Here is a 14,396-nt window from a genome sequence, read left to right as displayed (position 1 = left end):
GTTTCCCCACCGCTCCCGGCCGTCCCGCCGCCCGGGGAGACCTGGGAGAACATCGCGGTGCTGGTCCCCGCGGCCGGGCAGCCGGTGAACCTCCCGGATGGAACGCCGGTCGTCCCCGTTTCCCGGGCCGCCACCGCGCCGCCCCCCGACGGCTCGCCCGGTGCCGGGCCCGTATCCGGGCGGCTTCCCCCGCCCGCGGCGGCTGACCCGGGTTGGCCGGTGCCGGAGGCGTGGCCCGACGCCGACCCCTTGGGCGGACCCACGGTCGGCCGGCAGGCGGTCGAAACGCCTGGTCTGGAGCCAGCCTGGTCCATCCCGGTCCCCGCGAACCTGCCGGCGCGGCGGTCCGGCTCGGCCCCTTCCCTGCCCGTCCGGGCGGCGGTGGCCGCGGTGACGCCGTCCCGTGGTCGGGCGGTGGTCCCGGCCGTCGCGGGAACGGGCGGTTCGTCGGTCGCGCGGGCGCGGGCCGGTGGGCGGCGGGTACTGGTTGGGGGATTCGGTGGCGGAGGCGGCCGGACGACGGTCGCCGCGGGTCTGGGACTGGCGATCGCGGAGCACCACGGTCATCGGGTGATGGCCGTGGACGCATCCCCGGACCAGTCCGGGCTGCTTGCGCACCGGGTCGGCCTCATGTCACCGGGTGTGGGGTTGCGGGAGCTGGCCACGGCGCGGCCACCGGTGTCCTCATTGGAGGACGTGCGCCGGTTCGTCGCCTCCGATGGCTCCGGTGGCCTGGAGGTGCTGGCCGGACTGCATGATCTCACCGGGCCGGGGCTGCTTCCCGAGGAGCTGGCGTGGGCACTCGACCTGCTCGGACACTGGTATCCGGTCGTCGTCGCGGACGCCCCACCGGGGTGGAGCCAGCCGGTGCCGGCCACCCTGCTGGCGCGGGCGGACCTCGTCGTGTTGACGATCCGGGCCGGCGAGACGGAGATCGCCGGTGCGGACGACGCGTTGAGCGCGTTGACCGCGGCCGGTCGGCCAGATCTCGCTGCCACCGTCATCGTGGCCGTCGTCGAGACGTATCCCTCCCGGTTGAGCCGCGGGGCACGGCTGCGTCTCGAGCATCTCGAGGACCGGGCCTACATGACGGTGCCGGTGCCGTTCGACGCGGCGCTCGCCGACAGCCGTCCGATCAGCTGGTACCGCCTGCGTCGCCGGACCAGGTTTGCCTTCCAGCGTCTCGCCGGGGCGGTCGCCACCGCCCCGCTTCCCGGGTCGCAACCGGCCACCGTGCTGGCCCGGCCCGCCATCGCAGCCCCCGGTCGGGGCCCTCAACTCGGGCCCGGGCCCGTCCGGGCCATGGTGAACGCCACGGACCCGATCCGGTACCGGCCCGCCGCGCCGCCTGGGCCCTAGGCTGGCGAGAATGGCACGCGATCTGCTGACTCCGTCTGGTCAGGGCGATGACGGCCGCGCCGACGAGTCGCTCACCCGAGCGCTCGCCGCCAGCCCGGTCGACCCCGCCGTTCTGACCGCCGCGCTGCGCCAGGCCCGGGTCTTCGTCGGAGTCGAGGCTCGGCTCACCGACGCCGACGCCGTCACAGGTGCGGACAAGACCAGCGAGATGGCGCTGACGACCCTGCGCACCCCGTCCGGCGCGACCGCGCTACCGATCTTCTCCAGCGTCAGCGCGCTCACCGCCTGGCGTTCCTCGGCCCGGCCGGTTCCGGTCGCCGCGGTGGACGCCTGCACGGAGGCGGTCCGGCTGGGGCTCGGAGCGGTGGTGATCGACGTGGCCGGTCCGCGCTCGGCCAGTCTGGACGTCGGCCCAGGCGGTACCGCGCCGGTGCCCGGCGGATCGGGCTCCGACTCGCCGTCCGGAACCCTCGACACGCCGCGCGTGACCGAAGCCGCGGACCTCGACAAGCTGAGGGTGACCGCCCTGCGCCGTCCGTCCGATCCGGATGGTCCGTTATCCCGGCGGCGGGTTCGGGAGGCGTTGCGGACCGTGACCGAGCGAGTCGAGGTGTGGCCGGCGGAACTGCTCCTCCCGGGTGCCGGCGCCCCACGCCCGGTGCTCGCCGTCGCGGTACGTCAGGGCGGAGATGCGGACGCGCGGTCCGGGGAGTTGCTTGCCCGGCGGTTGTCCCGGCTGCTCGCCGCCGATCCGGACCCGGCACAGGCACAGGCACAGGCGCAGGAGCGGGCCTCGGGCCCGGCCGTGCTGCTCGTGAGCGCGCGGGAGGCCGCGGCGGTGCGCCGCCATCTGGGGCGGGGCCTGCGCCCGACGCGCCGATGGCCGGTGCGGTTCGCGAGGTGAGCGCAGCCGGCCCTTTCGGAGCGCCCGGACGATGATGTGATCGTCGTGTCGCCTGGTCTGGTGCTACGCTGGGCCGCAGACCGCCTGCCGGCTGGTTTTGTTCCGTCCGCTGGCGTTGCCGTTTCCAGGCAGCCAGGGCACGGCGCGGAGCCTGATCGGCAGGACCAAGCGGGGGTTCGCCCTCCACCCGATGTCAGCACTGATGTCGCCACCCCGGGACGTCAGCAGGTCCTCAGGCCGAAGTTCCGGCTGGGGGCCGCGGTGGCCGGGTCGCCGGTCGGCCGAGCCGTTTCCGCGGTCGTCGGCCGGGAGCCTGGTGTACCAGGCTCGGTGCTCCGCTGCGGTGAGGTCATGCCCGCGCGTCGAGCAACGGAGGAAACACATCAGCACAGAGTCCCGTATCAACGACCGGATCCGCGTCCCCGAGGTTCGCCTCGTCGGCGCGGAGGGTGAGCAGATCGGCATCGTCTCGATCGGTGAGGCCATGCGTATGGCGCAGGAGGTCGATCTCGACCTCGTCGAGGTCGCGCCGACCGCTCGTCCCCCGGTCTGCAAGCTGATGGACTACGGAAAGTTCAAGTACGAGTCCGACCAGAAGCGTCGGGAGGCTCGGAAGAACCAGGTCCAGACCGTCATCAAGGAAATGAAGCTGCGGCCGAAGATCGATCCGCACGACTACGAGACCAAGAAGGGTCACGTCGTGCGTTTCCTGCGGGCCGGCGACAAGGTCAAGATTACGATCATGTTCCGCGGTCGGGAGCAGTCCCGGCCCGAGCTCGGCATCCGCCTGCTCCAACGGCTGTCCGCCGACGTGGCCGACCTTGGTTATGTCGAGGCTCAGCCCAAGCAGGACGGCCGGAACATGACCATGGTCATGGCCCCGCACAAGGGCTCGAAGCCGCAGCGGGTGCCGGAACCGGCCGGCCACGTCTGACTCGAGGGCGGGCAGTCCGCGCGGTGGCGCCGCCACCGGTTCCGGATCTCGCCACGCCGGTTGTTCGATTACCCACGTAACCCGTCAGGATGTCAACATGCCCAAACAGAAGTCCCACAGCGGTGCGAGCAAGCGGTTCCGGGTCACCGGCTCCGGCAAGGTGCTGCGCCAGCGGGCCAACCGCCGCCACTACCTGGAGCACAAGACCAGCCGTCTCACCCGCAGACTGGATGGCGTGGTGCCGTTGACGAAGGCGGACAACCGACGCGTCAAGCGTCTGCTCGCCCGCTGACCGCGGCCCGCTGACGACTCCGGCCCCGACTGCGGCGGGCCCGCCGGTCGCGGTCGGCCCGCCGTTGGCTGCCGACTCCGGCCCGGGCCGCCGGACGCACCCGAACGAAGGAGACAGGTGCCCTCATGGCACGCGTGAAGCGGGCGGTCAACGCCCAGAAGAAGCGCCGTACGGTCCTCGAGCAGGCCAGCGGCTACCGGGGCCAGCGCTCGCGGCTCTACCGCAAGGCCAAGGAGCAGATGCTCCACTCGATGACCTACTCCTACCGGGACCGCCGCGCGCGCAAGGGCGACTTCCGGCAGCTGTGGATCACTCGGATCAACGCGGCGGCGCGGGCGAACGGTCTGACCTACAACCGCTTCGTGCAGGGTCTGAAGCTGTCCGGCGTCGAAGTCGACCGCAAGATCCTGGCCGACCTCGCGGTCAACGACGCGGTCGCGTTCACCGCCCTGGTCGAGGTGGCACGGGCCGCGCTGGCGGCGGCGCCGGAGCCCACCGCCGCCTGAGCCCGTCGCGACGTCGGCCCGTGCCCGCCTCCCGCGTGTCCTCCACGACCGACGCCCCTTCGCCGGACGCCCCTTCGCCGGGGCCGGCGCCGATCGCCGGAGCGCGCTCCGGGCGGGTCGGCGCCGCGCGTCGCCTCAAGCGGCCCGCGGCCCGGCGCGAGCAGGGCAGGTTCCTGGTCGAGGGGACGCAGGCGGTGGGCGCGGCATTGGCCGTCGGCGAGCTGCTTGAGGTGTTCGTCGGAGTCTCCGCGACTCCCCGGCACGAGGAGCTGCTGCGGGCGGTCCGGGTGCCGGTCCGGGTCGTGACGGACGAGGCCGTGGCGTCGCTGTCGGAGACGGTGACCCCCCAGGGCCTCGTCGCGGTCGCGGCCCTGCCCGCTCATCGGCTCGCCGACCTGCCCGCCCCCCGGCTGGTCGCGGTGTGCATCGGCGCGGGCGATCCGGGTAACGCCGGCACGGTGATCCGCAGCGCGGACGCGGCCGGAGCGGACGCCGTCGTCTTCACCGGGAGCGGTGTCGACCCCTTCGGGGGCAAGTGCGTGCGCTCCTCGGCCGGCAGCCACTTTCACCTCCCGGTGATCGTGGAACCAGCCTTGGCCGTGGTGCTGGACCGGCTGCGGGCCCGGGGTTGCCGCATCGTGGCGACGTCCGGAGCCGCGGATCGCGACATTGACACCGCCGTCGCGGCCGGTGAGCTCGACGGGCCGACGGCGTGGCTGTTCGGTAACGAGGCACATGGGCTGGCTTCGGCTACTCTGGCCGCCGCGGACGCGGTTCTGCGGGTACCGGTGTACGGTCAGGCCGAGTCCCTGAATCTTGCGGTTGCGTCCGCCCTGTGCCTTTACGCGTCGGCGCGGGCGCAGAGAACGGGCAGGTCCGGTACTGACGGCACCGGAGGAGGTGGTCGACGGTGATGAACACTGTCACGTCGCCATCCGGGCAGGTGCCGCCCTCCGGCCCCGGCTGCGCGCCCGATGCCACCGATTCAGCCGTGTCGGCCGCGCAGGACGGCCCACTGCCTGCCGCCGCCTTCGACCTGCTACCGGATTCGGTGATCGTGACCGACGCTGCCGGCGTCGTCGAGGTGTTCAACCGGGCGGCGGCGAAGCTCACCGGGGTGGATGGACCGTCCGCGATCGGCCGGCATCTGACCGAGGTCCTCCCGTTGCTGGACGAGCGGGGCAACGACTGGTGGGAGTGCTCTACGGCCAGCCGGAACCTGCCGCGGGTCACCGGGCAGCCGGAGCGGCGCCTGACCTACGCGGGTCCGGTCCACGACCGTGACTTCCACGTCACGGTGCGGTTCAACCGGGTCGCCGGTCGGCTGGTGCGGGTGTCGCTGTCCCTGCGCGACACCCTCAGCCGCGAGCGGTTGGAACGCAACCGGGCGGACCTGGTCGCGACCGTGGCGCACGAGCTGCGCTCGCCGCTGACCAGTGTGAAGGGATTCACCGCGACGCTGCTCGCCAAGTGGGACCGGTTCACCGACGAGCAGAAGAAGCTCATGCTGAACACGGTCAACACCGACGCCGACCGGGTCACGCGCCTGCTCACCGAGGTGCTGGACGTCTCTCGGATCGACTCCGGACGCATCCAGGTCCGCAAGCAGATCGTCGACCTGCCCGCCCGGGTGCGTTCGGTGGTGGACGGCAAGGTGGCCTCGGGTGCGGCGGGCGCCGACCGGTTCTTCATCCGCGAGGAGGGCGAACTGCCCGAGATGTGGGTCGATCCGGACAAGATTGAACAGGTACTGCACAACCTCGTCGACAACGCCCTGCGGCATGGTGCGGGTACTGTGACGGTACTGCTGCGTGGCAGGGACAGCGGCACGGAGGTAAGCGTGGCCGACGAGGGTGAAGGCGTGTCCGAATCGAACGCCGCGCGCGTGTTCACGAAGTTCTGGCGGGGCGCCAGCCGCGGGAACGGCACCGGCCTCGGGCTCTACATCGCCAAGGCGCTGATCGAGGCGCACGGCGGCACCATCTCGGTCGGCCGGGCCCCGGGTGGCGGCGCCGAGTTCCGATTTTTCGTGCCCGCCGGTGGCCCGGTGTTCGGCTGACGCCGAGCACCGCGAACCGACCGGTGGGCGCCCCGGGCGGCCAGGCGCGCGCCGCCGCCTCCGGCCCGGACATCCCAGGCCCGGACGAACCCCGCCGCAGGCCGGACGACCCCGGCTTCCCGCCGGGATGACCCTGCTTTTCACCCGATGCTTTTCACCCGATGACGAGGATGAGCACCGTGCCCGCCCCTGGAGAGACTGTCGACCCGTCCCGGGTCCACGCCCTCGACCCCGATCAGCTCGACGCGGCCGTCGACGCGGCGCGGGAGTCGATCCGCGCCGCCGCCGATCTCGACGCGCTGGCAGCCGTCCGTACCGCCCACATCCAGGGTGCCTCCGCACCGCTGGTACTGGCCCGCCGGGAGCTCGGTGCCCTGCCCCGTGCGGAGCGTGCCGACGCCGGTCGCCGGCACAACGCCGCCCGCACGGCCGTACAGGCCGCCTACGACGCCCGGCTGGCCGAACTCACCGCCGAACGCGACGCCCGGGTGCTGCGCGAGGAACGGGTCGACGTGACCCTGCCCGTCGACCGCCGCCGCCGTGGTGCCCGCCACCCGCTGACCGCCCTGTCCGACCGGCTTGCCGACGTGTTCGTGGCGATGGGCTACGAGGTCGCCGAGGGACCCGAGGTCGAACACGACTGGTTCAACTTCGAGGCCCTGAACATGGCGCCCGATCACCCGGCCCGCAGCGAGCACGACACGCTCTACGTCGCGCCGACCGGGGCGGGCCGGGTGCTGCGTACCCACACCTCCCCGGTGCAGATCCGCTCCCTGCTGAACCTCCCGCTGCCCGTGTACGTCGTGTGCCCGGGGCGGACATACCGCAACGACACCATCGATGCGACGCACTCGCCGGTCTTCGGCCAGCTCGAAGGTCTGGCCGTGGACAGGGGCATCACCATGGCGGACCTGCGTGGCACCCTGGAGGTCTTCGCCCAGGCGTTGTTCGGGGCGGGCCTGTCGACGCGGCTGCGCCCGTCGTTCTTCCCGTTCACCGAGCCGTCTGCGGAACTGGACGTGCAGTGCTTCGCCTGCCGCGGGGAGGCGGCCCGCCAGCCCTGTCGGGTCTGTTCGGACGAGGGCTGGATCGAGGCCGGCGGCTGCGGCATGGTCGACCCGCACGTCCTGCGGGCCGCGGGGGTCGACCCGACCCGGTACAGCGGTTTCGCGTTCGGGATGGGGCTGGAACGGGCCGCGATGGTCCGCCATGGCATCCGGGAGATCCGCGATTTCGTCGACGGTGACGTCCGGTTCAGCCTGCCGTTCGGAATCGAGGACTGACCCATGCTGATCGTGATGTCCTGGCTGCGGGAGTATGTGGCGGGGCTGCCGCCCACGCGGGCCGTCGCCGACGCGTTGATCCGGGCCGGTTTCGAGGTCGAGGGACTGCGTAGCGTCGGGGGCGAGTTCTCCGGCGTGGTCGTCGGGGAGATCGTCGGCTTCGAGATCGTCGAGACGAAGAAGAAGGCCGTCCGCTGGTGCCAGGTCCGGGTCGCCGAGAGCGCCGGATCCGAGGATGCCGGATCCGAGAGCGCCGGATCCAGGGGCGAGGGCGTGCGCGGCGTCATCTGCGGGGCGCACAACTTCGCCGTCGGCGACCGGGTGGCGGTCGCGCTGCCCGGCGCCGTGCTGCCCGGCGGGTTCGAGATCACCGCGCGGAGGACCTACGGCCATGTCAGCGAGGGGATGATCTGCTCGGCCCGGGAACTGGGCCTCGGCGAGGAGTCCGACGGCATCCTGGTGCTCGCGCCGCGGGCGCCGATCGGCGCCGACGTCGCCGAGCTGCTCGATCTCGCCGACGAGGTGCTCGACATCGCGGTCACCCCGGACCGGGGCTACGGTCTGTCGGTGCGGGGGATCGCCCGGGAGGCGGCGACCGCCTTCGCGCTGCCGTTCACGGACCCGGGCGCGCCGGCGGACCCGGCAGCCGTCCCGGGGCCCGCCAGGGAGGCCTATCCGGTCGTCGTCGAGGACACCGCGGCGTGTGACCGCTACGTCGCCCGGGTGGTGACCGGGGTCGACTCGCGGGCCACCACCCCGCTGGGGTGGCAGCGGCGGCTGTCGCTGTCCGGGATGCGGTCAATCTCGGTGCCTGTCGACGTCACCAACGCCGTGCTGCTGGGCCTCGGCCAGCCGTTGCACGCCTTCGACCGGGCGAAGCTGACCGGCGCGATCATTGTGCGCCGGGCCGTCGCCGGAGAGACGCTGCGCACCCTCGACGGGGCCGACCGCACTCTCGACCCCGAGGATCTGGTCATCGCCGACGACACCGGTCCGATCGCGCTCGCCGGGGTGATGGGCGGGGCCACCACGGAGGTGTCCGCGACGACCACCGACATCGTCCTCGAGGCTGCGCACTTCGACCCGATCACGGTGGCCCGCACCGCCCGCCGGCACCGGCTGTCCTCGGAGGCGTCGCGGCGTTTCGAACGCGGCGTCGACCCGGCACTCGCGCCGGTCGCCGCAGCGCTGGCCGTCGACCTGCTCGCCGAGCTCGCCGCCGCCCGTCCCGAGCCCGGCGTGACCGACCTGGACCACCGCCCCGCCCCGGCGCCGGTGACCCTGCCGCTGACGGAACCGGAACGCCTCGCCGGCCGGCCCTACCCCGCCGAGGTGGTGCGGCGCCGGCTCGTCGATGTCGGCTGCGCGGTGGCTGACGGGTCGGCGACCGAGGACCTGCCCGGTGTTCTGATCGCGACGCCGCCGTCCTGGCGTCCCGACCTGACCCGGCCCGCCGATCTCGTCGAGGAGATCATGCGGCTGGAGGGGTACGACACCATCCCGGTGACCCTGCCGTCGCTGCCCGCGGGGCGCGGGCTCACCGCCGCGCAGCGGATGCACCGCGCGGTGGGCCGGGCGCTGGCCTGTGCGGGGTTCGCCGAGGTGCTTACCCTGCCGTTCGTACCCGAGGACGCCGCCGACGCGCTCAGCCTGGCCGCGGCCGACCCGCGGCGTGCGGCGGTCCGGATCGTGAACCCGATCGCCGAGGACGCCGGCTACCTGCGGACGACCCTGCTACCCGGACTGATCGCGGCGGCCGTGCGCAACATCGGCCGGGGGCAGCGCGATCTCGCCCTGTTCGAGAGCGGTCTGGTGTTCCGTGAACGCGAACGGATCCCGACGGACGTCGTCACCCCGCCGGTGGATCGTCGGCCCTCCGCCGCGGAGATCGCCGCTCTGGACTCGACCCTGCCCGGCCAGCCCCGCCACGTCGCCGCGCTCCTCACCGGGCGCCGTGAGCCAGGTGGCTGGTCCACGCCGGCCCGGGACGCGGACTGGGCGGACGCGGTGGACGCCGCGCACGTGGTCGCCGAGGCGGTGGGCGTGACCCTGACGGTCAGAGCCGGCAATGTCATGCCCTGGCACCCGGGCCGCCTCGCGGAGCTCTCGATCGACGGCCGGGTCGTGGGCCACGCGGGTGAGCTGCACCCCCGGGTGCTCAGCGACGTCGGGCTTCCGCCTCGGGCCGGCGCGATGGAACTGGACCTCGATGCCCTGATCGAGGTCGCGTCGGCGGCGCCGCCGATGATCGCGCCGACGATCTCCACCTATCCGCCCGCCGACCGGGATGTGGCGCTCGTCGTGCCGATCGAGGTGCCGGTCGCCGACGTGACGGCGGCACTGCGGGCCGGAGCCGGTGACCTGCTGGAGTCCCTGACCCTCTTCGACGTCTTCGAGGGCGCCCAGGTCGGGGTCGGTCAGCGCTCGCTGGCCTTCGGCCTGCGGCTGCGCGCCGGGGACCGGACGCTGACGGCCGCCGAGGCGAACGCGGTGCGGGACGCGGCGGTCGCCCGGGCGGCGGAGCTTACCGGCGCGTCCCTGCGTGCCTGAGGCCGAGACGGGTTACGCCAGCATCATTGCATGATCATGAGTTGGCGTGTATAAAATTGCAATCATGGGTGTGACGGTAGCGGTTGCGGGGGCGAGTGGGTACGGCGGCGGAGAGCTGCTGCGCCTGCTCCTCGCCCATCCCGAAATCAAGATCGGTGCGCTGGCCGCGAACGCGTCCGCCGGCCTGCCGGTGACGGAGGTGCATCCCCACCTGCCCGACCTGGAGGGCCGGGTGTTCACGGACGCGGCCGCGCTGGCCGGGACCGACGCGGACATCGTTTTCCTGGCGCTGCCGCATGGTCAGTCGGCCGCGGTGGCGGCCACCCTGCCCGACACCGTGCGGGTCGCCGATCTGGGTGCCGATCATCGGCTCGTCGACCCGGAGGCGTGGCGGCGCGCCTACGGGGGGGAGCACGCCGGGACCTGGACCTACGGCCTGCCCGAGCTCCCCTGGGCACGGGCGGAGATCGCCGCGAGCCGGCGGGTGGCGATCCCGGGCTGCTATCCCACGGCGACCTCTCTCGGGCTCGTGCCGCTGCTGGTCGGCGGCCTTGTGGAGCCCGCCGACCTGGTCGTTGTCGCGGCGAGCGGCACGTCCGGCGCGGGGCGCTCGGCCACGGTGAACCTGCTCGGCAGCGAGGTGATGGGTGACCTGACCGCCTACAAGGTGGGCACCCACCAGCACAGACCCGAGATCACGCAGACCCTCTCCCGGGCCGCCGGTATGACCGTGACGGTGTCCTTCACCCCGGTGCTCGCCCCGCTTCCCCGCGGCATCCTCGCGACCAGCACCGGCCGGGCCACCCCGGGCACCGACGCGGACGCCGTGTACGAGACGCTGCGGGCCGCCTACGCGGGGGAGCCGTTCGTCCGGGTGCTGCCGCCGGGGCGCTGGCCGCACACCGCGGCGACGCTCGGCGGGAACGCCGTTCATGTGCAAGGGACCTTCGACCCGGAGACCGGCCGGGCGATCGTCGTCACCGCGATCGACAACCTCGGCAAGGGCGCGGCCGGCCAGGCGCTGCAGTGCGCCAACCTGATGCTCGGCCTGCCCGAGACCGCCGGGCTGACCGCTCAGGGCATCGCCCCCTGACCGTTTTCGGCCCGGTAGATCGGTAGGTCGGTAGATCGGTAGGTCGGTAAGGACGCGGGAGCATCGATCAGCAACATCGACCAGCAACATCGACCAGCAACGCGGCCAGGAGACAGGAGAGGGTTGAGTTGAGCGTCACCGCCCCACGGGGCTTCCGCGCCGCCGGAGTGGCGGCCGGGTTGAAGTCGTCCGGCCGTCCGGACGTGGCGCTCGTCGTCAACGACGGGCCGTCCGACGCCGCCGCCGGGATCTTCACCGCCAACCGGGTTCAGGCGGCTCCGGTGCTCTGGACCCGCCAGGTCCTCGCCGACGGCCGGCTGCGCGCCGTCATCCTCAACTCCGGCGGGGCGAACGCCTGCACCGGTCCGGCCGGATTCGCCGATACCCATGCCACGGCCGAGCACGTCGCCGGGGCGCTCGGCCTCGGTGCCGGCGACGTCGCGGTCTGCTCGACCGGTCTCATCGGCGTCCGCCTGCCCATGGACAACCTGCTCGCCGGCGCCACCAAGGCGGTGGCGGACCTCGCCGACACCGACACCGCCGGCGCCGCGGCTGCGGAGGCGATCCGCACCACCGACACCGTCGCGAAGGCCGCGGTCCGCACCTCGTCGACGACCCCGGGTGTCACCATCGGCGGGATGGGTAAGGGCGCGGCGATGCTGGCGCCGTCGCTCGCGACGATGCTCGTGGTGGTCACCACCGACGCCGTCGCGGACGCCGCCACCCTCGATCGGGTGATCCGGGCGTCCTCGCGGGTCAGCTTCGAGCGGGTCGATTCCGACGGCTGCCTGTCCACCAACGACACCGTGCTGCTGCTGGCCTCGGGCGCCGCCGGGGTGAGCCTGCCCGAGGCGGAGCTGACGGGGCTGGTCACCGAGGTGTGCATCGACCTCGCCCAGCAGATGCTCGGCGATGCCGAGGGTTCGACGAAGACCATCGCCATCACCGTGACCGGAGCCGCGACCGAGGACGACGGGCTGGAGGTCGGCCGGGCCGTCGCCCGCAACAACCTGCTCAAGTGCGCTCTGTACGGCAAGGACCCGAACTGGGGACGGGTGCTCGCCGCGATCGGCACCACGAAGGCCGTCTTCGAGCCCGACGCGCTGGACGTGTCCATCAACGAGGTGCGGGTCTGCCGGGCCGGGGCCCCCGGCGAGGACCGCGACCTCGTCGACCTGTCCGGCCGTGAGGTGCGCATCGGCGTCGATCTGCACGCCGGCGATGCCGAGGTCACCGTCTGGACGAACGACCTGACCGACGGGTACGTCTACGAGAACTCGGCGTACTCGACATGAACGCCCCGACCCGGACGCCGCCGCCTTCGAACGGTGGGCACGGCAGTACCGGCAGCACCGGCAGTACCGGCGACGCCGCCCCGGGCGGGGGCACCGGGCGGGGCCCGGCCGCCACCGCCCGCGGCCATGCGGCGCTCGCGAAGACCCAGGTCCTCATCGAGGCGCTCCCGTGGCTGTCGCGGTTCCAGGGCGCGACCATCGTCGTCAAGTACGGCGGCAACGCGATGACGGAGCCGGCGCTGCGCGAGGCCTTCGCCGCCGACGTCGTGTTCCTGCGCCACTCGGGGCTGCGGGTGGTCGTCGTGCACGGCGGCGGTCCGCAGATCACCGCGCATCTGGAGCGCCTCGGTGTCCCCTCGACGTTCGTCGGCGGCCTGCGGGTCACCACCCCGCAGACCATGGAGGTCGTGCGGATGGTCCTGCTCGGCCAGGTCAATCGGGACGTCGTGGGGCTCGTCAACGACCACGGCCCGTTCGCCGTCGGGCTGTCCGGTGAGGACGCCAACCTCTTCACCGCGCGGCGCCGCCCGGCAATCGTCGATGGCCGGGAGGTCGACGTCGGCCTGGTCGGCGACATCGTCGAGGTCCGACCGGAGACGATCAACGCCCTGCTCGGCTCCGGGAAGGTGCCGGTGGTCGCGTCGGTCGCCCGCGGCGTCGACGGCGGGGTCTACAACGTCAACGCCGACACCGCCGCCGCCGAACTCGCCGTCGCGCTCGGGGCTACGAAGCTCGTCGTCCTGACCGACGTCGAGGGCCTCTACGCGGACTGGCCGGCGAGCGACGAGGTGATCAGTGAGCTGAGCATCACCGAGCTCGAACAGCTCCTCCCCTCGCTCACCGCCGGCATGATCCCCAAGATGGAGGCCTGCCGGCGGGCGGTGCGTGGCGGTGTTCCGCAGGCGCACGTGCTCGACGGACGGGTGCCGCACGCGGTGCTCCTGGAGATCTTCACCGACGACGGCATCGGCACCTTGATCATGGCCGAGCCGGGCACCTCGCCTGAGCCGGGTACGCCCCCCGCACCCGCCGCGCGCCCGGCCGGGATCGTTCCGGCCGGCGAACCGACCGGAGGAACGCCATGAACGCCGAGATCGCCAAGGACGCCGATCTGATCGCCCGGCGGGACGCCGTCGTGATGGCGACCTACGGCCGACCCGCGATCTCCCTGGCCCGGGGGGCCGGCAGCCGGGTGTGGGACCATGACGGCCGCGAATATCTCGACCTGGTCGGCGGGGTAGCCGTCAGCGTGCTCGGTCACTGCCACCCGGCGGTCCGGGACGCCGTCGTCGGCCAGCTCGGCGCTCTCGGCCACGTGTCGAACCTCTATGCCAACGAGCCTCAGGTGCTGCTGGCCGAACGGCTCGTCGAGCTGCTGCGGGTCGGCGCGCCGAGCCCCGGGCTTCCGCCCGAGGGGGCGAAGGTCTTTTTCTGCAACTCGGGGGCGGAGGCCAACGAGGCAGCAATCAAGATCGCCCGCCGGACCGGCCGTCCGGAGATTATCGCCACCGAGGGCTCGTTCCACGGTCGGACCCTGGGCGCGCTGTCCATCACCGGTCAGCCGGCCAAGCGGGCACCGTTCGAGCCACTGCTGCCCGGCGTCCGGTTCGTGCCCTATGGAGACGGCGCGGCCCTGCGCGCCGCCGTCAGCGAGGCGACCGCGGCGGTGTTCCTGGAACCGACCCTCGGTGAAGGCGGTGTCGTGCCGCCGCCGACCGGCTACCTCGCCGCCGCGCGGGCTGTCTGTGACTCCGCCGGCGCGCTGCTGGTCCTGGACGAGGTACAGAGCGGCATCGGCCGGACCGGCTCGTGGTTCGCTCACCAGGCCGAGGGCGTGCTGCCCGACGTGATCACCCTGGCCAAGGGACTCGGCGGTGGCCTGCCCGTCGGCGCCTGCGTCGGCATCGGCGCGGCGGGGACGCTGTTGCGCCCGGGGGATCATGGCAGCACCTTCGGCGGCGGCCCGATCGTCTGCGCGGCGGCGCTCGCGGTGCTCGACACGATCGCCGCCGAGGGCCTGCTTGAACACGCGTCGCGGCTCGGGGAGCGGCTGGCCGCGGCGATCCGGGCGGCGGGCGTGCCCGGCGTGGCGGGGGTCCGGGGACAGGGGCTGTGGCGGGC

The 14,396-nt window shown here is 73.1% G+C and carries 13 protein-coding genes; all 13 read left to right on the top strand.

The genetic code is table 11. The features are described 5' to 3' along the window. Positions 1-1,359, top strand: a 1,359-nt coding sequence (locus AC08OO_RS15930) for a MinD/ParA family ATP-binding protein (RefSeq protein WP_476618699.1), incomplete at its 5' end; no start/stop codon positions are given. A gap of 10 nt (positions 1,360-1,369) precedes the next feature. After that, positions 1,370-2,263, top strand: coding sequence for an SseB family protein (locus tag AC08OO_RS15925; RefSeq protein ID WP_476610514.1), 894 nt, complete (start codon positions 1,370-1,372; stop codon positions 2,261-2,263). Positions 2,264-2,606: 343 nt separating this feature from the next. After that, a complete protein-coding gene (gene infC, locus AC08OO_RS15920; RefSeq protein WP_070982428.1) occupies positions 2,607-3,197 on the top strand; it encodes a translation initiation factor IF-3 in 591 nt (196 codons plus the stop codon). Positions 3,198-3,294: 97 nt separating this feature from the next. Continuing rightward, positions 3,295-3,489 (top strand): 50S ribosomal protein L35, encoded by a 195-nt coding sequence (rpmI, locus tag AC08OO_RS15915; protein ID WP_011437566.1) that lies wholly within the window; start codon positions 3,295-3,297, stop codon positions 3,487-3,489. A 125-nt stretch (positions 3,490-3,614) separates the two neighbouring features. After that, positions 3,615-3,995, top strand: coding sequence for a 50S ribosomal protein L20 (rplT, locus tag AC08OO_RS15910; protein ID WP_011437565.1), 381 nt, complete (start codon positions 3,615-3,617; stop codon positions 3,993-3,995). 20 nt (positions 3,996-4,015) lie between these two features. Then, positions 4,016-4,909 carry a TrmH family RNA methyltransferase gene (locus tag AC08OO_RS15905; protein ID WP_476610515.1) on the top strand — a complete coding sequence of 298 codons (894 nt, stop codon included), beginning with the start codon at positions 4,016-4,018 and terminating at the stop codon, positions 4,907-4,909. Next, positions 4,909-6,054, top strand: a complete 1,146-nt coding sequence (locus AC08OO_RS15900; protein ID WP_476610516.1) for a sensor histidine kinase — start codon at positions 4,909-4,911, stop codon at positions 6,052-6,054. Before AC08OO_RS15905 ends, AC08OO_RS15900 begins: the two co-directional genes overlap by 1 nt. A 179-nt stretch (positions 6,055-6,233) precedes the next feature. Continuing rightward, a complete protein-coding gene (gene pheS / locus AC08OO_RS15895; RefSeq protein WP_476610517.1) occupies positions 6,234-7,337 on the top strand; it encodes a phenylalanine--tRNA ligase subunit alpha in 1,104 nt (367 codons plus the stop codon). A 3-nt stretch (positions 7,338-7,340) separates the two neighbouring features. Beyond that, positions 7,341-9,887 carry a phenylalanine--tRNA ligase subunit beta gene (pheT, locus tag AC08OO_RS15890; protein WP_476610518.1) on the top strand — a complete coding sequence of 849 codons (2,547 nt, stop codon included), beginning with the start codon at positions 7,341-7,343 and terminating at the stop codon, positions 9,885-9,887. Positions 9,888-9,951: 64 nt separating this feature from the next. Further along, positions 9,952-10,980 carry an N-acetyl-gamma-glutamyl-phosphate reductase gene (gene argC, locus AC08OO_RS15885; RefSeq protein ID WP_011437560.1) on the top strand — a complete coding sequence of 343 codons (1,029 nt, stop codon included), beginning with the start codon at positions 9,952-9,954 and terminating at the stop codon, positions 10,978-10,980. Positions 10,981-11,108: 128 nt separating this feature from the next. Beyond that, positions 11,109-12,275, top strand: coding sequence for a bifunctional glutamate N-acetyltransferase/amino-acid acetyltransferase ArgJ (argJ, locus tag AC08OO_RS15880; protein ID WP_476610519.1), 1,167 nt, complete (start codon positions 11,109-11,111; stop codon positions 12,273-12,275). Further along, positions 12,272-13,360, top strand: a complete 1,089-nt coding sequence (argB, locus tag AC08OO_RS15875) for an acetylglutamate kinase (protein ID WP_476610520.1) — start codon at positions 12,272-12,274, stop codon at positions 13,358-13,360. The genes argJ and argB overlap by 4 nt, the downstream gene beginning before the upstream one ends. Next, on the top strand, positions 13,357-14,396 hold a 1,040-nt coding region (locus tag AC08OO_RS15870; RefSeq protein ID WP_476618698.1), incomplete at its 3' end, for an acetylornithine transaminase. The genes argB and AC08OO_RS15870, both read left to right, overlap by 4 nt.

It is taken from the genome of Frankia sp. CeCAU1 (genome assembly GCF_977971845.1).
This window is presented reverse-complemented; position numbering and strand designations above follow the sequence as displayed.

Bases quoted from the DNA above. Each gene is read 5' to 3' on its own strand.
- argC (WP_011437560.1), top strand. From the start codon at position 9,952: ATGGGTGTGACGGTAGCGGTTGCGGGGGCGAGTGGGTACGGCGGCGGA.
- pheT (WP_476610518.1), top strand. From the start codon at position 7,341: ATGCTGATCGTGATGTCCTGGCTGCGGGAGTATGTGGCGGGGCTGCCG.
- argB (WP_476610520.1), top strand. From the start codon at position 12,272: ATGAACGCCCCGACCCGGACGCCGCCGCCTTCGAACGGTGGGCACGGC.
- rpmI (WP_011437566.1), top strand. From the start codon at position 3,295: ATGCCCAAACAGAAGTCCCACAGCGGTGCGAGCAAGCGGTTCCGGGTC.
- AC08OO_RS15900 (WP_476610516.1), top strand. From the start codon at position 4,909: ATGAACACTGTCACGTCGCCATCCGGGCAGGTGCCGCCCTCCGGCCCC.
- rplT (WP_011437565.1), top strand. From the start codon at position 3,615: ATGGCACGCGTGAAGCGGGCGGTCAACGCCCAGAAGAAGCGCCGTACG.
- AC08OO_RS15925 (WP_476610514.1), top strand. From the start codon at position 1,370: ATGGCACGCGATCTGCTGACTCCGTCTGGTCAGGGCGATGACGGCCGC.